The sequence below is a fragment of the Cohaesibacter marisflavi genome (assembly GCF_900115225.1).
Taxonomy (GTDB): Bacteria; Pseudomonadota; Alphaproteobacteria; order Rhizobiales; family Cohaesibacteraceae; genus Cohaesibacter; species Cohaesibacter marisflavi.
This window is the reverse complement of record NZ_FOVR01000013.1, coordinates 26,297-49,345: the sequence shown is the minus strand read 5'-3', so window position 1 is coordinate 49,345 and position 23,049 is coordinate 26,297. Positions and strand designations below refer to the sequence as shown.

The following is a 23,049-nucleotide window of genomic DNA, read 5'->3' as shown; positions in this document are numbered from 1 at the left end:
TTACACCAATGGGACAAACGCCCCTATGTTCGCAGTCATTCTGAACCAGTAACTCTTAACGATCAGTTCACCATAAATGGAAAAGTGGAAAGGCCAATGCGCCTAGAAACCTCGCACTCAGCCTTTATCGCTAGAGGAAAAAACATCCCCGCGTAGGAAAGCACTCAAATCAAGGGCACCGAGCCGCGCCTGCTCGCGAGCTGGGCGGACTTCCTGTCGTGTAAGATCCAACGGAGCGCTATGAACGACAGAAGACTGAACAGCAGAAACGTTAGACGAAGAAGGCGCGGAAGATGTTGAGACCGACGCAGTCGTCGGCATTGACTGAGGTTTTGCCCTTGGCAAAGCGCCAGCTAAGCTATCCACATAAACATCAGCTGTAACTTCGGCCGCCGCAGGTTTGCGCTTGGGCAAAGCCATGCCCTCAGTCTCACTGGCTGCAGGTGCAGCAACAGGCTCCGAAGCCTGCGCATAGATACGACTGGCAATCACACCATTGCTGGCAGAAGCAGCCTCAACCGCTTGCTGGCCATCATCTCCGGCAACAAAGCGGGAAGCCCGCACCTGCGAAGACACCGAGTTGTCAGGCAAATAGCTAAGGCCATAGCGAGACGGCAACGCGCGCTGCAAAGGCTGCGAGAAAAAGGCCTCTAGCGAATCCCGGCTATCACTGACGATCGAGCGGTCATTGCTGGCCTGCTGCAGATCCACCACATGCTGTGTTTGAATGGCAGGCGTTTCGGGGCTGCGTGTCAATTGTGCCTGCTTGGTGGATTCTTTGGCCGTAAACAGATTGCCAAGACCCAGCATATCCAACAGGCCCTTCTTCTCCTTGGGAGCAGAAGCGGGCTCGCCAGATGCTGTCGAGACCAGATCGCTATAAACCTCAGACACGCTTTTAGCGTTGCCCTGTCGATCAAAGAAGATGTTCTTGTTGGCTTCCGCCTGCGCAGGAAAATAAGCAGCCGCCGATTTGTTCGGCGTTTCCTCAGCCATGGTGATCAGCTTGCTGCTTCCCTGAGCCCCGAGGAAATGCGCAGCATACAACTCACCCTGCGAAGGCGTTCTGTTCAGTTGCTCGGCCAGTTGTTCGCGATTGCTCTGGGCGTAGGCGCCAGCCATCATCGCCGACACTTGCGGATCATTCCGCATATTCAGAATTTGCTGCCGCACCTCTGGATCACGAACATAATATTTGTCACCGACTTGAGAGATCTGAGACGCCACCTTGCTAAAGCCAAGCTGGGGCCCGGCTTCCTTCATCGTCTCCAACCATGTCTGTTCGACAAACTGGAAAAGCCCAGACGCAGAGGACGTTGGCGCTTTGGCGGATGCATTGAAATTGCTTTCACGCTTCGCCGTGTTCAGCAGGAATTCAAAGTCCGTGCCAGTGGTCCGGCTCGCCTCTTCAAAGGCGGCCTGAAATCTGATCGAATTGTTGAACGAAACAGAATTGGCCAAAGCGCTCTCCAAAGCGATGAACTCAAAAGGGTCTGCGACAATCCGCACCCCAGTCAGTGCTCACTCGAAACCCGAGATAGATTCGGACTTGTTAGTCCTGATTAACCATTCTTTTACCAAATGGTTAACAGAAGCTTAATTTATAAATCGAGACGCAAATGTAAGCACTGGGAAATGGAGCAATCAAGCCGCAAGCATTAGAAGGAGCTTTTGATAACAAAGGCTACCACGTTCGACCACCTTCAGATTTAGCCCCTCTGGTTCGCACATGAACACAGTTTTAAAAGCTTCCTTTCATCCTTTTATTTCAGACACTTAACACAATTCCCTGAATCATTTTGGCAAGACGTTGAATCAATCTGCCAACAAGATGAATCAAAGTCTCAAGCACCCATTTCATCAAACAGGCAGGTGTCGGAAAGCAAAAACACGCCCACATCAGCGTCAGCCTTCAACAACAGACATCAAAGCCACCCATAGGTCACAAACCACAGATCCATTGCAAAATGCGAGACCACCTTCCAGCTCAAAAGCACCAAACCATCATAGCGATGGTCGCCGCAAGCTGATACTTTATCCAGCCCCGCCCTCAAATTACCACGGTTTTGGATTTCCTAAGCCGCAGGCAAATGCTAAATATCGGCATGAACGGAGCTTGAGACTCACCCGTCAGGGCGATTCCGATTAAGAGCAAAGCAAGGAAAAATCAGTGATAAGCACAAAAGCAACCGGACAACGGCTTCTCAGTTTATTTTTGAGCCTTTGCGCAGCGCTCTTCATTGCGACCATTGCCCTCCCCTCCTTTGAGGCCCACGCCCAAACCGCACAGGCCCCACTCGATCTGGGAACCGTCATTCAGAAGGGCACCCCCAGACAGGCTCCTGTCTATCTCAAGCTCCCTGAGACTGTCCCTATTCCAGCTGCCAATCCACGCAAGAATGGCAATCAGGACGCCACACCGGAGGCAGCCGACCAGCAAGAGACAGCAGCGGATCAACTCGATGATCAGACTGGCAATCAGGTCGGCGCAGGAGCAGCAGAAACACAAGACGGCACCACGCCAACAGACGCACCCCAGAGCTCCGAGACAGCACCAGCATCAATAGCCGAAGCCCTGCCGGAAGCAGATGACACGCTCGAGATCGAGCCGGGCGGCATCGCACGTCTTCAACTGACCGCCCTCCTTTCCGATGACGGTCAAGTGCTACAAAGAGGTGTCAACTGGCGTGTTTTCGGTGCAGAAAAAGATGAAGAAGGCCAACTGCCGATGCTGCACAATGTAGATGGTGGCCCGCTGGATGTGGATCTGGAGCCGGGCAGCTACATTGTCTATGCAGGATACGGCTATGCCAATCTTACCAAACGGGTCATCTTGCCCAAGGCTGGCGACTATAACGAGAGTTTCAACCTGCATGCCGGTGCCATGCGGCTCAATGCTGTGGCAGCAGGCGACATCACACTCGACAACGCCATTTTGAAATTCGACATCTATACCAGCGAAGATTCAGATACGAACTCGCACACACTGCTGGTCAAGAATGTAAAGCCAAACCATGTCGTCAAGCTCAGCCAGGGTATTTATCACGTCGTATCCAACTATGGCACAGCCAACGCCAAGGTGCGCGGCGACGTCGAAATCACCGAAGGCAAGCTGATCAACGTGACCATGATCCACAATGCGGCAAAGGTTACCCTGAGGCTTGTTTCAGAGCCCGGCGGCGAAGCATTGGCCAACACCATCTGGACGGTCTTCACACCAGGCGGGGACGTGGTCAAACGGGCTATAGGCGCCTTCCCGACACTAGCTCTTGCGGCAGGTGACTACACCGCCATCGCCAAACAGGGCAATGAAGTCTATAACCGGGATTTCTCTGTCACCTCTGGCCTTAATCGTGACATTGAGGTTCTGTCTACCGCACAGTAGGGACTTAGCAGAAGGACGCTTCAGCCATCGCACATTTGACTGACCGCCCGCTAGAAAGCCCAACCAGCACTCTGAGCACGAGACCAAGGATTGTGGCGCTACCGGAGAAGGAGGACCTCTGGCATCGCCTGACACAGATCGCCTGCCCGTGGCTGCGCTTCAACCCGCACACCCCTCCCGGCCCGATCCGTGGGGATGCATGGGGCGAACCAACCTTTACCACCAACCTCGCCTTTGATGCAGAGTTTGGTGGCCTCACGGTGACCTGCCACATCTCCTACCATTTCGATCCTGCTTGCTGCCTCGACATCCTGATTGACACCAAGGAAGGCTATCATCTTTACGCCTTCCAAACGCGCGCCTACAGCCTGCGCTATGCCTTGGCCCATCTTGCCCAGAACGCCAGAACACAGCGCATCGCATTGCCCCTCGCGGGTCTCAGCCCGCGTGCAAAATGGCTTTCAAAAGAGAGAGATTGCGTCGAGATTTCCTTAGAGAAAGGCGCCCCCATACATGCCTGCACTCCCTACCCAACCGAGCAGCCAAACTGAATCAGGTCTTTAGCGAACAGCACCAACAACCTGAGGAGACTCGATAAAAGACCACAGTTAAAGTCGGGCATTTCTTGAATCACCATCTCAACAGAACAAAGAAAAAGGCGGCGCCAAACCGGCACCGCCCCTATTTGTTTGTCAGTATGAGGAAGCAGACTATTCAGCCGCTTCCGCTTTTGCAGCTTCCATGGCACGACGCAGATCAGGAGCGATAGCTTCATCAACGAGCGACGCAATGGCATCATCCAGAGACATGGAAGTCTGATGCTTGGAACCGAGACGACGGATCGATACACTCCGCTCGTCGGCTTCCTTTTTGCCACAAACGAGAAGCGCAGGAACCTTGGCCAGTGAATGCTCACGAACCTTGTAGTTGATCTTCTCGTTGCGCAGATCGGTTTCTACGTTTAGGCCAGCTGCGGTAAGCTTCCTAGCCACGTCACGGGCATAGTCATCGGCTTCGGAGGTGATGGTTGCCACCACCACCTGAAGCGGAGCCAGCCAGAGCGGGAAGTGCCCGGCATAATGCTCGATCAGAATCCCGGTGAAGCGCTCCAGCGACCCAAACAGGGCGCGATGGATCATCACAGGATGAACCTTGTTGCCATCGGTATCGATATAGAAGGCACCAAGACGACCCGGCAGGTTGAGGTCAACCTGAACCGTGCCGCACTGCCAGTCACGACCGATAGCATCACGCAGAACATATTCCAGCTTTGGCCCATAGAAGGCACCCTCACCCGGATTCAGGGTCCATTCCTGACCGGCGGCATCAATTGCCGTTTTCAGAGCATTCTCGGCAGCATCCCAAACAGCATCGGAGCCGACGCGCTTTTCAGGACGGTCGGAGAATTTCACCCGAATGTCGGTAAAGCCGAAGTCGTGATAGATCGACATGATCTGCTCATGCAGATCCACACAGACCTGAGTGATCTGATCTTCAGCACAGAAGACATGGGCATCATCCTGCGTGAAGTGACGCACGCGCATCATGCCATGCAGGGCACCCGATGGTTCATAGCGATGCACCTTGCCGAACTCGGCGATTTTCAATGGCAGGTCACGATAGGATTTGAGACCATTCTTGAAGATCTGCACATGGCCCGGACAGTTCATCGGTTTGCAGCAGAAGATGCGCTCGTCAGGGGTCTGGGTGGTGAACATGTTTTCACCGAATTTTTCCCAGTGTCCAGACTGTTCCCAAAGCGTACGTTCCATCATGTCCGGGCTGTTGACTTCATGATAGTCCCAGCTCTTCTGACGGCGACGCATATAGGTGATCAAGCTCTGAAACAGGGTCCAGCCCTTGTCATGCCAGAAAACGGAGCCCGGCGCTTCTTCCTGAAAATGGAACAGATCCATTTCACGGCCAAGCTTGCGGTGATCGCGTTTTTCCGCTTCTTCCAGACGGGTCAGATGGGCCTTGAGATCTTTCTCGCTTGCCCATGCCGTCCCGTAAATGCGGCTCAACATGGCATTGTTGGAATCGCCACGCCAATAGGCACCGGCCACCTTCATCAGTTTGAAGGCCTTGCCAATGTGACCGGTGGAAACCATGTGCGGTCCACGGCACAAATCGAGCCAGTCGCCCTGACGGTAGATCTTGAGGTCTTCCCCTTCAGGAATGGCGTCAACCAGTTCGACCTTGTAGCTCTCCCCCTTGTCAGAGAAATACTTCTTGGCAACATCGCGGCTCCAGACTTCCTTGGTGAAGGGAGCGTTGCGATCGATGATCTCTGCCATTTTCTTTTCGATCAGCTCAAGCTCTTCCGTGGTGAAAGGCTCGTCGCGGGCAAAGTCATAGTAGAAGCCATCGGTGATGACCGGGCCGATGGTGACCTGCGTGCCAGGGAACAATTCCTGCACAGCTTCAGCCATCACATGGGCCGCATCATGGCGGATCAGTTCAAGCGCATCATCATCGGTGCGCGTCACGATCTCGATTCTTGCATCGGCTGCAATCGGATCGGCCAGATCAGCCAATTCGCCATTCAGCTTCATGGCGACGGCTTTTTTTGCCAAGGATTTGGAAATGCCCTGTGCGACGTCGACGCCACTTACGCCATCGTCATATTCACGAACAGATCCGTCGGGGAAAGTCAGATTGACCATAATCGTCTCCTGCTCAACTCCTGCCTACAACGCAGGTAAGCTGTCGGGTTTAAGAACCCGGATGTTTCATATAAGCGATTTATCAAAAGGCCAGTTCAAGCGGAGTTGCGCATCTCACCGTCGGGGACCCAACTTGGTCGCCGGATCGATGTGATCGCCACCCCAAAGGCCATATGTCCATGGTTTATACCACACCGAACCTTGAGGCAACCTTTCCGGCACAGGATCAAAGCCGCTATGCCCCAATGGATGGCATCGCATGATGCGCGCCAACCCCATCCAGCCGCCAGCCCAGAAGCCGAACCGCCCTATGGCCTCTTCGGTGTAACGCGAACAGGTTGGCTGGTAGCGGCAGGCCCGCCCCACAAAGGGAGAGAGGAAAATCTGGTAAAGCTTGATGAGCCCGATGGCGAGATATTTCATGAGCGGCCTTCAATTTGCTCGAAGGCATCCACCACCGCATCAAAGACAAGAAGAGTGGAGGCATGCCGCGCCGGATAGTCACGCACGGGCTGAAGAAACTTCAGATCATCCCATTTGCCGGCTGGCGGATCACCAGCCTCCCGCAACATGGACTGCATTTGCGCGCGCAACTGGCGCAACTCTTCCAGATCAGAGCCAAGAATATGCCGACCAACCACGGAGGCTGCCGCCTGCCCCAACGCGCATGCATTGACCGCCTGTCCGAATGCAGCCACTTTGCCGTCTTCAACCACCAGATCAACCTCAATCGTGGAGCCGCACAATTTGCTATGCGCCTTGGAGGATGCCATCGGAGACGGCAGTCGCTCAAGCTGAGGAATATTCCCTGCAAATTCGAGAATTTTGTGATTATAGACATCGTCAAGCATAGGAATTCTCTCTTCTGCTGCTGAATAGCGATCCAAAACTCGCATTCCTCCCTATAACGCCTATATAGGTATGAAAACAAGAAAAGCAGACCCCCAAATCGGAATTGGTGAAAGATGTAGGAATTGGTGAAAGTTTAGGTTATAATATAACATTCCCACCAGAATAGGATTTCCTACTGACAAATTGGAAAAAAAGTGCATGATGGCGCAACCGGGAGATAGGTTCGCGGGCGATTGTGCTCCATTGAGAAAAGGCGGACACATCTGTGATGGATATGATTGTCGACACCAGCAACCCCGCTGGCGATAAGGCTGAAGAGGGGCAAGATAACGCCTTGAAAAACAACAAGCAAAAACAGCTACAAGCACTGGCCACCCTGGAAGAAAAAGCGGACGACTGGGCATTGACAGAACGTCCCTCCCGCCAGGAAGCCGAAGAGGCCGTGCGCACCCTGATCAAATGGATCGGAGACGACCCCGAACGCGAAGGCCTGATCGATACGCCAAAGCGAGTCGTCAAGGCCTATGAAGAGCTTTACCGTGGTTACAGGGAAGACCCTGCAGAACCTCTCGGTCGCACCTTCGAAGAAGTGAACGGCTACGAAGACATGGTTCTCTTGCGCGATGTGGAATTCTTCTCGGCCTGTGAGCATCACATGGTGCCCTTCGTCGGCAAGGCCCATATCGCCTATTATCCCTCAAAAGGGGTTGTTGGTCTTTCCAAACTTGCCCGCCTCATCGACGCTTTCGCACGTCGCTTGCAGACACAGGAAAGCCTGACCGAGCAGATCATCGAAACCATAGAAACGACGCTGGCACCGCGCGGCATCGCCCTGCTCATCGAAGCAGAACATATGTGCATGACCATGCGCGGCGTACGCAAACGGGGCGCTTCCACCGTGACAACCCGCTTCACCGGCGTGTTCGCTGAAGATGTTGACAAACAGAACCGCTTCATGAGCCTTACCGGAGAATGCCGGGGCTAAAGCCTTGTAGTACCTCCTGAACGGGAGGGAATGAACAAGAGCCAGTATGCAGACAGTTCGCAAGAAAGGGGCCATCTCAGCCCCTTTTCTTTTAAGTTATTCTTTTGATTCATTCGGGCTTTCGCTTCATTTAGCGCAAGGCCCTGCCGCATTTGATATGAATAGAGGTGTACCATGACGTCTCCTTTTGCCACGCGCACGGGAAAAAGCAACGACGAGATCGAGCTTGGAACCGACTTTGCTCCCAAATTCGACGAGAAAGGCCTGATCGCCTGCATCGTAACCGATAGTGATAGCGGTGACGTGGTGATGTTTGCCTATATGAATGCGGAGAGTTTGCAGCTGACGCTGGAAACGAAGGAAGCGCATTACTGGAGCCGGTCGCGTCAGGAACTCTGGCACAAGGGGGCCACCAGCGGCAACGTTCAGGACGTTATCGAATTGAGAACAGATTGTGATCAGGATGCGATCTGGATCATGGTACGTACGCGCGGAGCAACGGCCAATTGCCATCAGGGCTACAAATCCTGCTTCTATCGTTCAGCAGAGCTAAAAAATGGCGCTCCACATCTGACCTTCAAAGAAGACAAGCCCCTCTTCGATCCAAAGGACGTCTATAAGTAATAGGGCAGCACTTGACGTCAGTTTCCCGATTGATAATGCACAAGAAACCGCCCATTCCGGACAGGCCGACACTTCGGCCTATCCCCATTGTTCCCTAGCCGGCAGCAATATAGGCGCGCATGTCTTCCGCTTCGCGTTCGGTTTCTTCGATGCGGAATTTGACCACGTCACCAATGGACACCAGTCCGGCAATCTTGTCGCCATTCAAAACCGGCATATGACGGAACCGTCCAGTCGTCATGCGCGACATGACAGAGGCAATGGTTTCCTCTTCCGAACAACTTATCACATCTGAAGTCATGAATTCGCTGGCAGGCCGCAACAGGGCGGATCCGCCATGATGGCTCAGAGCCCGCACAATATCGCGCTCAGATAGGATGCCGCACAGCGTGTCTTCCTTGGCAATCAGGATTGCCCCCACGCCATTGTCGCGCAGTAACTTGACCGCGTTCATCAAAGTGGTATCCGGTTCGGCCTTGAATACAGCACGTCCCTTTTGGTTGAGAATCGTGGCAATCGTCATAAATCGGGTCTCCCTTCTCTAAAAGGTTGCTCAATTGCATGACTTGCCCGTGATGTTTCATGCAAACCACAAGCATGTTCATGTCTCTGGACCCTAAATTCTCCGTTATGTTGTCGTTCATGGCAAGATCACAAGCCCCCAGACTTAAGCATAACGAACTCTTCCCGGTATGGCGGTGCAAGCAGCGCAGACCACCCGATTATTAAGAACAAGGGCAGAATTCTGCGAAGAATCCTGCCCTTTTGTTCAATGCTACCCTTTTCACAAAGCGTCACTTGATCACTTTAAGGTGATCGGGTCGCTTCTTTGGCGGATCCTTTTTCGGCGGTTTTGGCTTGCGCGGAGGCCGCGAATAGGGATCGAGATAGGGGAATATCAGCAGCCCGGCGATAAATCCCCCCAGATGCGCTTCCCACGCGATAGTCGCCCCACCGCCCAGAATCGAAAACATCCCGAACACCAGATTGAGCACCAGCCAGATGCCAAGAAACCCCATAGCCTGTGGGTTACGCCGCAGCCCCTTAAGGCTCAGGCATGGATAGCGGTTGACGCCTTGCAAACCGGAAAATCCCCCCATGCCGCCATTAAACGCAAAGCGCGCTGAAGCAGCCATGGCACCCGACAAGACGGCTGAAACCCCGACCAATGGCGCTTGGCTGCCAAAATGAATGACCAAATGGACAAGGGCACCCGCCGCCGCAGTGATTACAAAGAAGATGGCGAAATTAAAATTGCCGATGCGCCGAACAATTACCGTCGCAAAGATCATCATCCAGACAACATTGAGGATGACATGCATCCAGCCACCATGCAGGAAGGCATAGGTGACAAAGGTCCATATATCCCCCAAAACCCCGCCGGGAAAAGAAAAGACCTGAGCCGCAGCACCATAACGGACCGGCAAAAAGGAAAAGCTCAGAATCAGCCACTCTCTTTGATCAAAAGAAAGAAAGAAGGACTGCGCCGCCTGAATGGCAAGCATGATACCGGCCAGCACCATGACGGATGTGGGCAAATTGAACATGGGCTCTTTTGGGGGCGTCATACCTGGAGGCATTTGCCATGAGCCGCGCGGTTGCAGGGCCATAGGGGTTCCTTTTCTCTTTCCAAAACTGTTCCCATAAAAATAAGGCAGATAGACGCCCCATCAAGGCATGGGCGCTTGGGAAGTGATCTGCATCCACCTTTTTAGCCAAAGAATCTTAATAGCTGCGCAAGGTGGCAATCATTTGGACAAAAAAAAGCCATCCGCCGATCTTGCGATCACGAGGATGGCCGGGGTTCCCGAAGATTCGGGAAGTCATCAAAGAGCCGAGGCACCAGACTATAGGAGTCCGGTCTGATGCGGTGGATCTGTTAACATCATCTTTACATTTTCCCTCTCAGAGCTCAACGAAAACCTATTGTTAACCTTAACAGAAGCGAACCGTGGTGAAAGTTTGATTAAAGAAGCGTTACCCCTGCGACTGGCATGTCCCCTGCTTTACTATGAGTACAAAACAAAAAGAGATCCCGTTCTGCTTCAAGTTGAAACACTTTGGAAGCGGAACTGCCCCAGATAGAGACGCAAAATGAAACACCAGGTGACGCGCGAACTGTTTACTTATTGGGATGGCCTGAGAGGCGGACGGACAGCCCCAGAGCGCAGTGACATCGACCCGGCAGAAATCCATCAAATTCTCGGAGACACTTTCATCCTTGAATATGACAGTGAATCCAGTCTGACCTTCCGGTTGGCAGGCACGCGCCTTTGTGGCTCCTTCTGCCGCGAGTTGAAGGGGCGCAATTTCTTTGACCTTTGGGACTCCGACGACCTCTCCAGCATGAAACTGCTGCTGACTGCTGTGGTGGAAGACGAAGCCGCTGCCGTTATTGGCTTCAAGGGTAAGACGGAACGGAACCAGGAACTGGAATTTGAGTCGATTCTGCTGCCCCTCAGACACTATGGACAGCCCAAAAGCCGCCTTCTGGGCGCAGCAAGCCCGGCTGATATGCCATATTGGATCGGCATCTGGCCAATTCAGGAACTGTCTATCAGTTCCATGCGCCTGATCTGGCCTGATGAGCGCCCCGCCTTCATGCGCAATCAGGAGCAAGCTCCCACGCAGCAGCATAAATTCGGCCTCACTCCGACAACGACGATTTTGCCTCCCGCCATCGGACAAAATCACATCGCGGCCGAGCGCCGCATCGGTCATTTGACTGTCATTGAAGGGGGGAGACGCGACTAAAACGCGTCACACGAAAGAGGCACAACGCTTGGTATCAGAATATTTTCCATAGCACTGCAAGAAGCCAACTGGCAAAAGGCTTTGTTAACTATAGAGGGAATAGGATGGCGATGTATTCGTTCATCCTGTCCAGTCATGGCGAGGAAAGCCATTCTCTATGTCGGCAGTCGCTAAAAAATCTGAGCTACCGCGCATTACCGAGCGCCGTCGTCATCAACGCGTGAAAGTGAACCTTCTTGGTCGCTTTATGCTTGAGAACAAGACGGAGTATCCGTGTCAGGTGATCAATATGTCACCAGGCGGAATGGCCATGATCACGCCAATACGCGGCGAAATAGGTGAACGCGTCATCGCCTATATTGATCATATTGGACGGATCGAGGGTAGAATTGTCAGAAAGATTGAAGGCGGTTTTGCCATAACGGTCGATGCCACCGAGCGCAAACGCGATAAACTCGCCTCACAGCTGACATGGGTGGCAAACCGGCATTTGCTCGACTTGCCTGAAGATCGGCGCCATGAGCGTCGGCAACCAAAGCAGCCAATCACCAAACTGATCCTGCCAGACGGCACCGAACATATCTGCCGCGTACTCGACCTTTCTCTTTCAGGCGCTGCGCTCAAAACCAGTGCCCGCCCGGCAGTCGGCAAGGAAGTCAGCATCGGCAAGATCCGCGCCCGCATCGTTCGTCATCTCGAAGACGGGCTGGCTGTGGAATTCTCCGCTGTACAAGATAGCACCGAAATCGACAAAAACCTGCGTTAAATTCCTCACCTGTTCTGCTAACCACAGTACGGCACAGCTGCGCCTCCTGCTCGCCGCAAACGGCTCATTGTGCCAGATTTTTTACAAGACATCGCCTCTACCACCCCCTGCGATGAAGCAAGTCAGCAATTACAAACAATAAAAATAAGATTTTTTTCCTGCTTTTTTGGACTCTAAAACGGGCTCTCAATGAGGTCAATGGCAAGCCCTTCACGCACCCTCGCGCAGCGTCCAGTCATTCCAGCTTAGTGTTTCCCTCTTTTACTTTCACCAAGACCATACGCTGCAGCGCCAAACAAAACGCCAGAGCCCCACGGCAAAACATTGAAATAATTGGGCTTTCAATCAATTATAATTTTATTGAAAATTGATTCACATTCGTTTCAAACTCGATTTCAATTCAATTTAAAATTTATACTGATTTGATCTAAATTAAAATCAAAATACATTCAAATATAAAACAAAGTAAAATCGATTTTACGGGATTTTTTACTTAAATTTCCCAGCAAATATTCGAAAAATATCAAATGAACACTTCTAATAATCTCCCTATAACGACGGGAGATAAAAATGAAGAAACGCATTTGGGGATTTGCTTTTTTCAGCCTTGCTTGCCTTGCAGTACCATTTGAGGCAGCGGCTGCCAGATACTCACCATTCATGACCGTACAGGGGACAACCTCTGCTCCGATTGGTCATGTTAATTTTTGCCGACAGAACCCATCGGAGTGCAATATTACATTCAACTCCGATCAAGCCGTGAAACTCTCTGAAGAAAGCTGGAAAAAGCTCATCAGCGTAAACGGCTATGTCAACCAGTCCATCAAGCCGGTGAGCGACGAAGAACTGTATCGCACCGAAGAGCTATGGACATATCCAAGATCAGCCGGAGACTGCGAAGATTTCGCGCTCTTGAAAAGGCGCATGCTGATCAATGAAGGTTGGCCAGCTACGGCACTTCTGATTACGGTCGTGAAGGAAAGGAACGGCAATGGCCATGCTGTTCTGACCGTACGTACGGATAGGGGTGATCTCATTCTCGATAATCAGGATCCGCGAATCCTGCCTTGGGACAAGACCCCTTATCACTATATCAAGCGTCAGGCTGCGCTTCATCCATCACAATGGACTGCCATTGCTGACACTCGCTAACGAGAAAGAGCTCTCGAAGGTTCTTTCTTGCTCCAAACTTTGCTTTGCAAGCCCTGATCGCGTCCCCACATCCCGTCCATTGCGATCAGGACGGGCCAGTCGTCCCCACGGCTGGCCCTTTTTCTTTCCCGTCCATTGCGAAAGAAAAACCCACGCAAGCAAAAGAGGCCTAGAGGGCCTTTAATTCGGAAGCAAATCGCTTCCAGTTTGCAACATAATTAGCAGCAGAACGACGCAGTTTGTTGATCGCTTCCTCGTCCAGTTCTCGAACCACCTTGCCCGGCATGCCCATCACAAGTGAATTGTCCGGAATGACTTTCCCTTCCGGGATCAGGGCCTTGGCGCCAATCAGGCAGTTCCGCCCGATTTTGGCATGGTTGAGCACCACAGCGCCCATTCCGATCAGGGAGTTTTCGCCGATCGTGCAACCATGCAGAATCACATTGTGTCCGACGGTACAATCCGCCCCGATGGTCAGCGGCGCGCCCATATCCGTGTGCAGGGTGCTGCCTTCCTGAATATTGCTGCGCTCACCAATCGTCAAAGGCTCATTGTCTCCACGCAGAACAGCCCCAAACCAGACGCTCGCATCCTGCCCCAGAATCACCTTGCCGATGAGACTTGCATTCGGAGCCACCCAATAGCCCCCCTCTTCGGGAACAGTGGGTTTGAAATCTCCCAATTGATATAGAGTCACGCATATCCCTTTCTGACAAAACCTTCCTGCCGCCTCCAAGGCAATGAAGCCAGAGGACGGAATGAAAGCCTATATATCGCGAATTTTGCGCTCCAGTTCCAGTTAGTAACAAGGCTGACCCGGCCCCAGTCAGAAACAGGCATCAGCTCATGGCATTGGCTGCAACGGAAAAGACGTTCAGCAAAAAAACCCCCGAGCAGGCGCTCCAGACGCTGGCTATGGCCGAAGAGCCAAACAACCAACCAATCGGCCGATGCTCAATGCGGCGCCCCCTCACCGCATTGCGCATGATGATGAAGGGACCAGCAAAGGTGCAAATAAAAATCGATGCAAAAATCCCCGGCCAACTGTTGATCGACACACGAAACCCGGCCGGTTTTCGCGCCATGACCTGATAGAGGCTGGCCAAAATACCAGCACAGACGAAGCCGACAGCTGTGACGTAAAAAAGAGCAATCAATTCAGGACCCACAACGCTTCCTTTCCTGTAGCCGAAACCGGATGGATCACCGGCCACACATGTCGCTTTGGCTCGACCCTGTTCGAAAAAGGGTCATTCCTGCGCTAAGCGACAAATCCACTGAGCTTTCCGTCTCAAAATGAAACAGAACAAACATGCCTGTTAAGAATCTTGCAAGCATTGTGCCGCCATAGCCAAGCTGCCACCAAGGGATGAGTGTGAGAAGGCTATTTGAGTGATTGAAGCACCCGCAGGGATTTCCTAACATCGCCACGAGTCACGGCCAGCTGCCGCGCCCTGAAGGACAAACACAGACATGAAGCATCAGACACCGGAAGAACAAGGGTCGACCCAGAGATGGATCTTTTTCCTTCTCATCGCCGGTCTCATAGCGATTACCTTTTTGTTTCTGATCAGCCGGATCTTTGAGTATTCCGGCCCTTCACTGCTCCACAATCCCTACAGCGCCGAGACAAGCCCCAAGCATATTCTGGTTGGAGACATGGATTTCATGGTGCCTCCAAACACAATCCGGCACCAGGAGCAAAGAGACGCTACTTCAGTCACCCAACTTGATCTTGTCTTTCTCTGGCCAAGCATGGCTGGATACAGTCGGGAGCAGCAGGTTGCCTTCAGTGATGCGAGCAGGAAGTCGAACCTGATCTTCGTCTCCATCAGCAGGCCAGACAGGGTTTTGCTCAGCTCGGAGCGGCTGTATAGCGTCTACAGCCAGTTCTTTTCCGGCGATCCGGTGCGCGGCCCTGCCAGCCTCATCGGCTTTGCGATGGATGATAGCTCGGGCTTTGGCGGCGAAACCGTCTATTTCAAGCCCGAATCCACCGAGCCCTTTGTCGCCCGCTGCATCACTCCGGAAAACAAGGAGCCTCCCTTTTGCATGCGCGAAATCGGCTTGGGCGCGTCCATTCAGATCACCTACCGCTTTCGTCCCCACCTGCTCGCACAGTGGCAGCAGTTGGATAATCGCATCCTTGAGAGGCTGGGCGGATTTCTCCTGCCCTGATAGGGCCCGCCGTCCACATGCTCGGCCAAGCGCCTTGCCACGTAAAAAGGCTACCGCCCATGAAGGGCAGCAGCCTTTGATAAGAGAATGGCCACTAGGTCATTCCATCAGGAATAAGAGAAGAACGCGAACGCTGACTTACTCTTCTTCCAGATCATAATCGAGAATTGCCATGGAGAAATTGTAGGACAGATCTTCATCTTCATCATCGCGGAATAGCACGCCGACAAACTCATCTCCAACATAGACTTCTGCGGAATCATCCTTGCGCGGACGTGCGCGCACCTCGAGATTGGGCGACTGAAGTGTCTTCCGCATGAATGATTGAAGTTTTGCCAGTTCGGTCTTGTCCAAAATTGCCTCCTGCAGGTTTTGCTGATCACAATTGATTTTTCAATTTTCGAGACGGGTGATGTCATCACCCTGCCCGAATGTATGACCGGCTGAGTGGCATAGCACACATAAAGAGTAAAGCCGCTTTCCACATGATTTCAAGTTTTTCTGCAGAGATATACGGACAAATAGCCACAGGACAGCCATTGCCGTCTAATTGGCATCCCTCAGAATCTGATCCATGCTGATAGCAGGTTCCGCACATCCGGCCTGCCCGACAACCTTGGCCGGAACGCCAGCAACTGTGGTTTTGCAAGGCACATCCTTTAGCACCACCGATCCGGAAGCAACGCGCGAGCAATTGCCGATTTCAATATTGCCGAGCACTTTGGCGCCGGCTCCGATCAGTACCCCATGGCGTATCTTGGGATGGCGATCGCCTTCCTCCTTGCCGGTGCCGCCCAGCGTGACGCCCTGCAGAATGGATACATCATCTTCGAGCATAGCTGTTTCACCAACAACGATTCCCGTCGCATGGTCAAAGAAGATGCCCTTGCCGAAGGATACACGAGGATGAATATCCACCTGATAGACCTGCGAGCTAACGCTTTGCAGATAAAGCGCAAAATCCTTGCGCCCGTTTTTCCATAGCCAGTTGGCCAGACGATGGGTCTGGATGGCATGAAATCCCTTGAAATAGAGGATAGGATCGACAAAGCGCTCGCATGCCGGATCCCGATCAGCCACAGCCCTGATATCGGCCCGCATGGCCTCCGGAATGTAGGGGTCTGACGCACAAGCATCCCTATAGGCCTGACGAATGGCCTCAGAATCCATTGCCGGATTGTGCAGACGATCCACAATACGATGGATGACAGCATTTTCCAGCCGCTTGTGGCTTAGAATGGTCGCATAGATGAAGCTGCTCAATGCAGGCTCTGCCCGCACGATGCTTTCTGCTTCGGCCCTTACGCGCTCCCAAACAGGATCGATCACATTCGGCTGATCGTATACGCTGCGGCTAAGGCTTGCCTCTACCATTTTTTCTCCTACTCCCGCGAAAACGCGAGACGACTAACTGGGCTATTTCATTCGCAACAGGCTTTGACGCCGACGTGGCCTTGAGCGAATGCCAAGTTGTCGACCCGTCTAGTTCCTTCGCATGCCTTTTGTCTGGCATACAATCTCGATACAAATAGGCTGCCAATCCCTACGCTGCAAGAACAAAAACCCAATCTTTTTCATCCAAGGCAAAAATTATCCTACAAAGTTAGCACATAAATGACTGATAACCAAAACCCGGACACCACCTTGCAAGACACAATTCTCATCGAACGAGACGGCCCGATCGGCCGCATCATCATCAACAACGAAGCCAAGCGCAACGCCATGACGCTGGCAATGTGGCGCGCCATTCCAGATGCCATCGCAGCTCTCGAAGCTGATTTCGATATCCACGTCATTGCCATAGTCGGTGCAGGCAACAAGGCCTTCGTTTCGGGAGCAGACATCAGCGAATTTGACGGGGTGCGCAAGGACACCGCTTCCGCTTCTCACTATGACGACATCAATGCAGACTGTTATCGCGCCGTCCGCAACGCAAAAAAGCCGACCATTGCCCTCATCAAGGGCTTTTGCATGGGTGGTGGCTTTGGTCTTGCTGCGGCCTGCGATTTGAGGCTCTCGAACCAGAGCGGTAAATTTGGCATTCCCGCAGCGAAGCTGGGCATCAGCTACCCGACCGACGCGATTGCTGACATCGTCAATATCGTGGGCTCGGCCAATGCCAGAGAAATCTATCTCACTGCCAAGGTCTATGGAGCGGATGAGGCCCAGAAACTAGGCTTTCTTCACGCCATATACAGCGACGAGACCTTTGACGTGGAAGCCGAGGCCTATTGCCAGTCTGTCGCAACGCTGGCCCCCTTGAGCCACAAATATCACAAAGCCGCCATCAACAGCGCCATTGGCCAGGGCGACAGCCTGCCCTTTGACCACCTGAAAAGCATGGCCTGTGATTGCCTGGACAGCGAGGATTACAAAGAGGGCCGCAGGGCTTTCAGCGAAAAGCGAAAGCCGGACTTTGTCGGCAGATAGCAAAGAACGCAAAAAGGGCCACACAGAATGTGGCCCTCATTCATTCTCTCATTCTTGAAAAATCAGGCGTCTGCAAAGAATTCCAGCACCGCCTTTTTGAAAACCTTGTCCCCGACCGCGACCATATGATCCCGCCCCGGAATGTCGCACACCTGCGCATCAGGCAGCACATCGGCCAGCTCTTGCGCCGTACCGGCGATGGTGTCCCGTGTGCCAACAGCAACAAGCGCAGGCACACTCAGCTTGGACAATTCCTCGACTGATATTTTCTGTCGCGACGAGCCCATGCAGGCAGCCAGCGCCAGACGGTCGCTCTTGGTTTGATCGGCAAATTGGCGAAAGGCCCGCCCCACGGCACTGGTGGATTTTGCTCCGTCTTCCGCTTTGAGCGCGTCGATGATGGGCTGCGGATCGCCGGTGCCATTGATCATGCCGCCCCCCAGGCCACCGAAAACAACCTTCTTGACCCGTTCGGGATATTTGAGCGCCAGAAAGGCAGAAATGCGCGCGCCCATCGAATAGCCCATCACGAAGGCTTTCTGGAGCCCGAGATGGTCAAGCAGCGCACGGGCATCTTCAGCCATGATAGGCGAAGAATAGAGCGCGGAATCATAAAGCTTCTCGCTTTCCCCATGGCCGCGATTGTCCACTGCGATCACGCGATAGCCAGCTTTCGTCAGGGTCTGCACCCATCCGGGATTGACCCAGTTGACCATTTTGTTGGAGGCAAAACCGTGAATAAGCAGAACCGGCTCTCCTTCTCCTTCATCGAGATAGGAGATCGTATAATCATCAGATTTGAAATAAGGCATATCGACTTTGAATTCACTTTGAAAAGGGGAACAAGACGCAACGCGTATCTGCAGGCATTCATATCAGTTTGCCCGAAAAGCGCAAACCGCAAGAGAAGCCGGACACAGCTGTCTTTGCAAAAACCGCATGGAATATACGTAGATCTTTGGATAGGGGCAAGGTATAAACAGACGAATAGTAGGCAGCTCACCAACAAATCGCTATGGTGTCTTACGCACGAAATTCATTGAAAAGAAGGCAATTTACAATGGCCGGCTCCAAGATTCCGCATTTCAAGAATGATCAGGGCGTCCCGGTGATCCACATCGGCGCAAAGGAATTCCAATGCATAGGGGCAAACCCGCCGCAGGATCACCCCCATATCTATCTCGACATGGGCGAAGAAAACGAAATCCTCTGCCCTTATTGTTCCACTCTTTACAAGTTTGATGAAGACCTCGGCCCCCAGACCACCCGTCCCACAGGCTGCTTCTACGAAGATTGATACCGCACGTCGTTTATTTCAGTCTGTTTCCCGTTTTGCGGAAGGGGCCGAGAACTGGGGACGAACAAATATGACATTCATGTGTAGAAGGCTCTTTTGCTTTTAATCAATTTCGTTCAGTCTGGGCGCGACTAATGTGGCTTGAGTTTTTTTCTCAGAATCGACTTTACGATCCGCTAGATTGGGCTTATCCATCCTTGCCATGCGGTCCTCATAAGAAGCCCCTGAATTGCCTAGCGCAATTTGGAAAGACACGACCAGTTCGAAAGATCCTGTCATGACCGAACGATTGCCGATCATTGTAGCAGGGGCTGGCCCGGGCGGATTGTCCGCAGCCCTGGCGATTGCCTGTAAAGGGTTTCCAGTTTTGTTGCTGGAACGAAACACGATCCCCACAGAAGTCGGCGCAGGCATTCAAATTTCCCCCAATGCAACAAGCAGCCTCAAGCAATGGGGCGTGTGGCCCTATATTTCCAAGCTCGCGGTAACACCGGACAGGATCTGCATCAACTCGGGCGTCACTGGTGCTCGCCTCTCTGAAATATCGACCAGCGACATTTCCGAGCGGTTCGGCTCCCCCTATATGGTCATCCATCGCGCAGACTTGCAGCAGGCGCTCTATCACCGCGCCAGCCAATCCGACCTCATCGAGATGTTGGATGAGCGAGAGGTGCGCGAAGTCACCGAAACGGATGACGGCGTTGAACTGCGCTGCAAGATGGCCAATGGAGAGCATGCCTTTTATCGCGGCGCAGCGCTGATTGCAGCTGACGGCGTCTGGTCACGAATCCGGACGGACTATTTCGGCAACAGTCCGGCGGCATATAGCGGCAAAACCGCCTGGCGCGCGACCTTGCCCATTCAGATGGTCCCCCCCAGCATCGACAGCGAAAATGTCGGCCTCTGGCTTTCGCCCAAGGCCCATCTCGTGCACTACCCGATTGTTTCCGGACACATGATGAATATCGTTGCGATCGTTGATGAGGACTGGTCGGAAGAAGGCTGGAACAGCGTAGGCGATGCAGCATGGCTCAACAAACGCTTCTCCCGCTGGCCACGCGAGATCCGGGATCTTTTGGCAGAACGGGAAGACTGGCTCAAATGGGCGTTATGCGCGCAAGACCCGAACCAGCCTTGGGTAAAAGGCAAAGTCGCCCTGTTGGGAGATTCAGCCCATGCCATGTTGCCATTCATGGCGCAAGGGGCGGTTATGTCGATTGAAGACGCCGCCATTCTCGCCCGCGCTATCGACGAGGTGGAAGGCCCAATGGAAACGCGCCTTCAAGCCTATGAGAAAGCGCGCAAGAAACGAGTTGTCCGCGTTGTCGGCCGCGCCCGTCAAAACGGACGGATCTATCACATGAGAGGCCCTCTGGCCATGGCGCGCAATGTTACCATGCAAATGATGCCAGCCAATCAGCTCGTCAAACAATTTGACTGGATCTACGGCTGGACCCCCGAGCAGGTGTCCTTCACGCTCTGATAGCCTTCATTCTGATAGCGCTTTATGGGGACAGCCCGATGCGGCGCTCTCTTACTCAGGAAAGCGCCACTTCAGCTTCAATCGCCGCGACACTTTACACTCCATATCATCTGGTCCACCTAGTCCGGTTCACCACCGGCAAGCGCTCTGGACACATCAAGCCTGCCATAGCCAAACAGTGGGTCTTTGCCCTGCGGCCCCAGATCCAGAGCGGAACCGGACAGCCGCTGTTTGATTTCTTCAACAGATAGCTCTGGCTCCTTCTGCAACAGCAGAGCCACAGCTCCCGAAATATAGGCCGTCGCCATCGACGTGCCCGATTGCAAGGCAAAACCGTTCGTTCCGACTGCCACCAGAATATCAACGCCCGGAGCGGCCAGCTCCACATCGTCGCCCTGATTGGCAAAGACATATAGTGCATCCTCTTCATCCGTGGCGGTAACCGCAATCACAGGCGCATAAGCGGCGGGGAATGCAACGGGCGCGTCTGCTCCTTCATTGCCAGCAGCAGCAACCAAAACGACCCCCTTCTCACTGGCCTTGAGTAACGCCATTTCCAAGAGATCGTCACGCCCACCGGCAAAGGAAAGGTTGAGGATGTCCGCGCCTTGCTGAACGGCCCAGTCGATCCCCCTCACGATATCAAAACTATCGGCAACCATATTGCCCTGCGCATTGGCCTGAAACACCTGCGCCGACAATAAAGAGACATTCCGGGCCATGCCTCGCATTCCAGACTGGGCTGCAATGATGGACGCGACAGCCGTGCCATGCTCAGGCACCAATTGCGCTTCCCCAGTCGGCACAAAGGCCGTAAAGCGCGAGGAGACAGCGCCCGTCAAAGCGGGGTGATCGGACCGGATGCCGCTATCAATCACGGCAAGCCGAACCCCTTCCCCGCTGGCCTCCAGCCTATTCGCCTGAGCCCCGCTTTGTTCTAGCCCCAAACGGTCAAAGGCATATTGCAAGCCAGCATAGGGAACGGACGCCCGACTTTGTTCACCGCTGGATGGATAATAGAAATAGTCTGGCTGTGCACGGAACACCCGTATGTCCGTCGCCATGTCCAGCACATCCCGCGGCGACATGTCTTCAGGATAGCGCAGCTTGAGCACCACCTGATCGAGCAGCTTTATTCTTGTACGCTCGATCAGATCGAGACCATAATCAGCGATAAAAGCATCAATGGCGCCGTCTGGCAGCCCCGGATAGAGCGCAACCACAAACTCGGTATCACTCGCCCATGGCTTGTCTCCAATAGAATAGATACGAGGTTTTGCCCGCGCCACGCGCAAGGTTTCGGGCAGTTGAATACGGCTTGTCACTCTCGGTGGCCTTGGCTGGCGAGCCCCTTGATGCGGTTTACGAGGTGCCGGTCGATAGCCCTGTCTGGGAGGGGGAGCCGCTGGCGGGCGATAGTTTGCGGGCGGTTGCTGCATCTCATTCTGCCGGCGTGCCCCATCTATAATAGAGAGACCCAAGCCAATACCGAACCCGATGGCTGCCCCAGTCGCGTTGTCTCTGGAGCGTGAAGGACGCTGTGGTCTCCGGTCCCTCGTCGGCTTTCTTATATAGGGAGGCTTTTGTTCGTACCGATCATAGGTCTGAGCAACAGAAAAGGTCGGAGCGAACGCCACCGGCAGGGCCATGAGAGCGCCAAAGATAAATGCAACACCCGTTTTTTGTCTGATTACATGTTTCATCATGCTCTCTCCCTATGAGCGGCCCAATGTTATTGACTTATGGAAACGAACTGAACCAGATCCGTATTGGCCTTCAGCCTTTCCTGAACGGCGACGTCCCCACCCTCCGGCAAAAGGTCTTTTTTGATTTGTATCTGGTAAAAACCACCCGCCTTGGGACCAGCAACGATAATGGCTGAAAGCGATTTCAGTAGCGCGTTGATCTCTTCCATGCGCGCATCCTTATTGAATGCCACAAGAAAGATAGCGACATCTTGCGCCGCCAGAGCATTGGGGGCAGCGCCTTCCGGACCGGCGGCCGTGGTAAAGGCGGACACTTGCGCGGCCTCTTTTTCAGTTCCGCGATCCATCAGACCACCAATGATGACCGCTTGCGCGACAATCACCACCGCAGCTGCCGCACCAGTCAGTTGCATGGCCGGGCTTGAGAAATTGCCCAGAAAACGCTTGATGCCCTCTCGGAAGCTTTCAAAAAACCCTATTGTGTTCCCACGGGCCCCCTCTTCTTGCGCTTGCAAACCATCGATATCAGCCAGCAGCCGATCCAGCCCACCCGGCGCCGGGGCGCCAAGCGCTGCGTGCTGTTGCTCAACCGCCAAAGCCTCCTCTTCAATCAGGCCTAGCTGCATACGCATGTCCGGATGGTTTGCCAGATAAGATTCCACGCTTTGCTGGTCTTTGGCTTCCAGCAGCCCCTTTGCATACCAGGGCAGGAGTTTTTCAATTTCCGGATCATAGGTCATTTCATAGTCCTCGACGCTGCTGTTCATTTCC

Annotated in this window: 25 protein-coding genes; 12 read left to right on the top strand and 13 right to left on the bottom strand. The window is 53.3% G+C overall.

The genetic code is table 11. The features are described 5' to 3' along the window. Positions 1–117: 117 nt before the first annotated feature. Positions 118–1,461 (bottom strand): hypothetical protein, encoded by a 1,344-nt coding sequence (locus BM258_RS19490; protein WP_139229330.1) that lies wholly within the window; start codon positions 1,459–1,461, stop codon positions 118–120. 709 nt (positions 1,462–2,170) lie between these two features. Between BM258_RS19490 and BM258_RS19485 the strand changes: the two genes are divergently transcribed. Both BM258_RS19485 and BM258_RS19480 read left to right on the top strand, forming a co-directional pair. After that, positions 2,171–3,385, top strand: a complete 1,215-nt coding sequence (locus BM258_RS19485) for a hypothetical protein (RefSeq protein ID WP_139229329.1) — start codon at positions 2,171–2,173, stop codon at positions 3,383–3,385. 92 nt (positions 3,386–3,477) lie between these two features. Next, a complete protein-coding gene (locus tag BM258_RS19480; protein ID WP_090074912.1) occupies positions 3,478–3,936 on the top strand; it encodes a hypothetical protein in 459 nt (152 codons plus the stop codon). A gap of 159 nt (positions 3,937–4,095) precedes the next feature. Here the strand turns inward: BM258_RS19480 and thrS are convergent, their stop codons facing one another. The 3 genes from thrS to BM258_RS19465 all read right to left on the bottom strand — a co-directional run bounded on the left by thrS (position 4,096) and on the right by BM258_RS19465 (position 6,902). Continuing rightward, on the bottom strand, positions 4,096–6,051 hold the full coding sequence (gene thrS / locus BM258_RS19475) for a threonine--tRNA ligase (protein ID WP_090074911.1): 1,956 nt from the start codon (positions 6,049–6,051) through the stop codon (positions 4,096–4,098). 114 nt (positions 6,052–6,165) lie between these two features. Further along, a complete protein-coding gene (yidD, locus tag BM258_RS19470; protein ID WP_090074910.1) occupies positions 6,166–6,474 on the bottom strand; it encodes a membrane protein insertion efficiency factor YidD in 309 nt (102 codons plus the stop codon). Beyond that, entirely contained in the window at positions 6,471–6,902 is a 432-nt protein-coding gene (locus tag BM258_RS19465; protein WP_090074909.1) for an iron-sulfur cluster assembly scaffold protein, read from the bottom strand. Before BM258_RS19465 ends, yidD begins: the two co-directional genes overlap by 4 nt. Before the next feature lie 269 nt (positions 6,903–7,171). Here BM258_RS19465 and folE point away from each other — a divergent pair, with 269 nt between their 5' ends. Together folE and hisI are read left to right on the top strand one after the other, a co-directional pair. Then, positions 7,172–7,888: a GTP cyclohydrolase I FolE gene (gene folE, locus BM258_RS19460; protein ID WP_407062737.1), complete on the top strand. Its 717-nt coding sequence runs from the start codon at positions 7,172–7,174 to the stop codon at positions 7,886–7,888. 174 nt (positions 7,889–8,062) lie between these two features. After that, positions 8,063–8,512 carry a phosphoribosyl-AMP cyclohydrolase gene (gene hisI / locus BM258_RS19450; RefSeq protein ID WP_090074907.1) on the top strand — a complete coding sequence of 150 codons (450 nt, stop codon included), beginning with the start codon at positions 8,063–8,065 and terminating at the stop codon, positions 8,510–8,512. Between the two features lie 94 nt (positions 8,513–8,606). Here the strand turns inward: hisI and BM258_RS19445 are convergent, their stop codons facing one another. Both BM258_RS19445 and BM258_RS19440 read right to left on the bottom strand, forming a co-directional pair. Then, positions 8,607–9,035: a CBS domain-containing protein gene (locus tag BM258_RS19445; RefSeq protein WP_090074906.1), complete on the bottom strand. Its 429-nt coding sequence runs from the start codon at positions 9,033–9,035 to the stop codon at positions 8,607–8,609. 271 nt (positions 9,036–9,306) lie between these two features. Continuing rightward, positions 9,307–10,059 carry a rhomboid family intramembrane serine protease gene (locus BM258_RS19440; protein ID WP_210186817.1) on the bottom strand — a complete coding sequence of 251 codons (753 nt, stop codon included), beginning with the start codon at positions 10,057–10,059 and terminating at the stop codon, positions 9,307–9,309. Positions 10,060–10,606: 547 nt separating this feature from the next. On the opposite strand from BM258_RS19440, the gene BM258_RS19430 reads away from it, so the two are divergent. The 3 genes from BM258_RS19430 (at position 10,607) to BM258_RS19420 (ending at position 13,184) form a co-directional block, all read left to right on the top strand. Beyond that, on the top strand, positions 10,607–11,266 hold the full coding sequence (locus BM258_RS19430; RefSeq protein WP_090074903.1) for a PAS domain-containing protein: 660 nt from the start codon (positions 10,607–10,609) through the stop codon (positions 11,264–11,266). 157 nt (positions 11,267–11,423) lie between these two features. Next, the gene (locus BM258_RS19425) at positions 11,424–12,032 is read left to right on the top strand and encodes a PilZ domain-containing protein (protein WP_090074902.1); all 609 of its coding nucleotides are present in this window, start codon (positions 11,424–11,426) and stop codon (positions 12,030–12,032) included. Positions 12,033–12,602: 570 nt separating this feature from the next. Beyond that, positions 12,603–13,184: a transglutaminase-like cysteine peptidase gene (locus BM258_RS19420; protein ID WP_244544777.1), complete on the top strand. Its 582-nt coding sequence runs from the start codon at positions 12,603–12,605 to the stop codon at positions 13,182–13,184. 169 nt (positions 13,185–13,353) lie between these two features. Here BM258_RS19420 and BM258_RS19415 read toward each other — a convergent pair whose 3' ends face one another. Further along, positions 13,354–13,881 (bottom strand): gamma carbonic anhydrase family protein, encoded by a 528-nt coding sequence (locus BM258_RS19415; protein WP_090074901.1) that lies wholly within the window; start codon positions 13,879–13,881, stop codon positions 13,354–13,356. A gap of 142 nt (positions 13,882–14,023) precedes the next feature. Further along, positions 14,024–14,353, bottom strand: a complete 330-nt coding sequence (locus tag BM258_RS25115) for a DUF6949 family protein (protein ID WP_090074900.1) — start codon at positions 14,351–14,353, stop codon at positions 14,024–14,026. A gap of 304 nt (positions 14,354–14,657) precedes the next feature. Here BM258_RS25115 and BM258_RS19405 point away from each other — a divergent pair, with 304 nt between their 5' ends. Next, on the top strand, positions 14,658–15,362 hold the full coding sequence (locus tag BM258_RS19405) for a hypothetical protein (RefSeq protein ID WP_090074899.1): 705 nt from the start codon (positions 14,658–14,660) through the stop codon (positions 15,360–15,362). A gap of 138 nt (positions 15,363–15,500) precedes the next feature. On the opposite strand, the gene BM258_RS19400 is transcribed toward BM258_RS19405, so the two are convergent. Both BM258_RS19400 and cysE read right to left on the bottom strand, forming a co-directional pair. Further along, positions 15,501–15,716 (bottom strand): DUF3126 family protein, encoded by a 216-nt coding sequence (locus tag BM258_RS19400; protein WP_090074898.1) that lies wholly within the window; start codon positions 15,714–15,716, stop codon positions 15,501–15,503. Positions 15,717–15,908: 192 nt separating this feature from the next. After that, positions 15,909–16,736, bottom strand: a complete 828-nt coding sequence (gene cysE, locus BM258_RS19395) for a serine O-acetyltransferase (protein ID WP_090074897.1) — start codon at positions 16,734–16,736, stop codon at positions 15,909–15,911. 240 nt (positions 16,737–16,976) lie between these two features. Here cysE and BM258_RS19390 point away from each other — a divergent pair, with 240 nt between their 5' ends. Beyond that, positions 16,977–17,792, top strand: a complete 816-nt coding sequence (locus tag BM258_RS19390; protein WP_090074896.1) for an enoyl-CoA hydratase — start codon at positions 16,977–16,979, stop codon at positions 17,790–17,792. A gap of 62 nt (positions 17,793–17,854) precedes the next feature. Here BM258_RS19390 and BM258_RS19385 read toward each other — a convergent pair whose 3' ends face one another. Further along, positions 17,855–18,604: an alpha/beta fold hydrolase gene (locus tag BM258_RS19385; RefSeq protein WP_090074895.1), complete on the bottom strand. Its 750-nt coding sequence runs from the start codon at positions 18,602–18,604 to the stop codon at positions 17,855–17,857. Between the two features lie 248 nt (positions 18,605–18,852). Between BM258_RS19385 and BM258_RS19380 the strand changes: the two genes are divergently transcribed. Then, positions 18,853–19,089, top strand: a complete 237-nt coding sequence (locus BM258_RS19380) for a zinc-finger domain-containing protein (RefSeq protein ID WP_090074894.1) — start codon at positions 18,853–18,855, stop codon at positions 19,087–19,089. A 277-nt stretch (positions 19,090–19,366) separates the two neighbouring features. Further along, positions 19,367–20,572: an FAD-dependent monooxygenase gene (locus tag BM258_RS19375; protein WP_090074893.1), complete on the top strand. Its 1,206-nt coding sequence runs from the start codon at positions 19,367–19,369 to the stop codon at positions 20,570–20,572. A 119-nt stretch (positions 20,573–20,691) separates the two neighbouring features. Here BM258_RS19375 and BM258_RS19370 read toward each other — a convergent pair whose 3' ends face one another. Beyond that, entirely contained in the window at positions 20,692–21,897 is a 1,206-nt protein-coding gene (locus BM258_RS19370) for a S8 family peptidase (RefSeq protein WP_175528171.1), read from the bottom strand. Here BM258_RS19370 and BM258_RS24545 point away from each other — a divergent pair. Then, a complete protein-coding gene (locus tag BM258_RS24545; RefSeq protein ID WP_175528170.1) occupies positions 21,891–22,040 on the top strand; it encodes a hypothetical protein in 150 nt (49 codons plus the stop codon). The two genes, BM258_RS19370 and BM258_RS24545, sit on opposite strands and share 7 nt — an antisense overlap. Positions 22,041–22,304: 264 nt before the next feature. Here the strand turns inward: BM258_RS24545 and BM258_RS19365 are convergent, their stop codons facing one another. Further along, positions 22,305–23,045: a hypothetical protein gene (locus tag BM258_RS19365; protein WP_090074891.1), complete on the bottom strand. Its 741-nt coding sequence runs from the start codon at positions 23,043–23,045 to the stop codon at positions 22,305–22,307. Positions 23,046–23,049: the final 4 nt, after the last annotated feature.

Bases quoted from the DNA above. Each gene is read 5' to 3' on its own strand.
- thrS (WP_090074911.1), bottom strand. From the start codon at position 6,051: ATGGTCAATCTGACTTTCCCCGACGGATCTGTTCGTGAATATGACGAT.
- yidD (WP_090074910.1), bottom strand. From the start codon at position 6,474: ATGAAATATCTCGCCATCGGGCTCATCAAGCTTTACCAGATTTTCCTC.
- BM258_RS19465 (WP_090074909.1), bottom strand. From the start codon at position 6,902: ATGCTTGACGATGTCTATAATCACAAAATTCTCGAATTTGCAGGGAAT.
- folE (WP_407062737.1), top strand. From the start codon at position 7,172: ATGGATATGATTGTCGACACCAGCAACCCCGCTGGCGATAAGGCTGAA.
- hisI (WP_090074907.1), top strand. From the start codon at position 8,063: ATGACGTCTCCTTTTGCCACGCGCACGGGAAAAAGCAACGACGAGATC.
- BM258_RS19445 (WP_090074906.1), bottom strand. From the start codon at position 9,035: ATGACGATTGCCACGATTCTCAACCAAAAGGGACGTGCTGTATTCAAG.
- BM258_RS19440 (WP_210186817.1), bottom strand. From the start codon at position 10,059: ATGTTCAATTTGCCCACATCCGTCATGGTGCTGGCCGGTATCATGCTT.
- BM258_RS19430 (WP_090074903.1), top strand. From the start codon at position 10,607: ATGAAACACCAGGTGACGCGCGAACTGTTTACTTATTGGGATGGCCTG.
- BM258_RS19425 (WP_090074902.1), top strand. From the start codon at position 11,424: ATGTCGGCAGTCGCTAAAAAATCTGAGCTACCGCGCATTACCGAGCGC.
- BM258_RS19420 (WP_244544777.1), top strand. From the start codon at position 12,603: ATGAAGAAACGCATTTGGGGATTTGCTTTTTTCAGCCTTGCTTGCCTT.
- BM258_RS19405 (WP_090074899.1), top strand. From the start codon at position 14,658: ATGAAGCATCAGACACCGGAAGAACAAGGGTCGACCCAGAGATGGATC.
- cysE (WP_090074897.1), bottom strand. From the start codon at position 16,736: ATGGTAGAGGCAAGCCTTAGCCGCAGCGTATACGATCAGCCGAATGTG.
- BM258_RS19390 (WP_090074896.1), top strand. From the start codon at position 16,977: ATGACTGATAACCAAAACCCGGACACCACCTTGCAAGACACAATTCTC.
- BM258_RS19385 (WP_090074895.1), bottom strand. From the start codon at position 18,604: ATGCCTTATTTCAAATCTGATGATTATACGATCTCCTATCTCGATGAA.
- BM258_RS19380 (WP_090074894.1), top strand. From the start codon at position 18,853: ATGGCCGGCTCCAAGATTCCGCATTTCAAGAATGATCAGGGCGTCCCG.
- BM258_RS19375 (WP_090074893.1), top strand. From the start codon at position 19,367: ATGACCGAACGATTGCCGATCATTGTAGCAGGGGCTGGCCCGGGCGGA.
- BM258_RS19365 (WP_090074891.1), bottom strand. From the start codon at position 23,045: ATGAACAGCAGCGTCGAGGACTATGAAATGACCTATGATCCGGAAATT.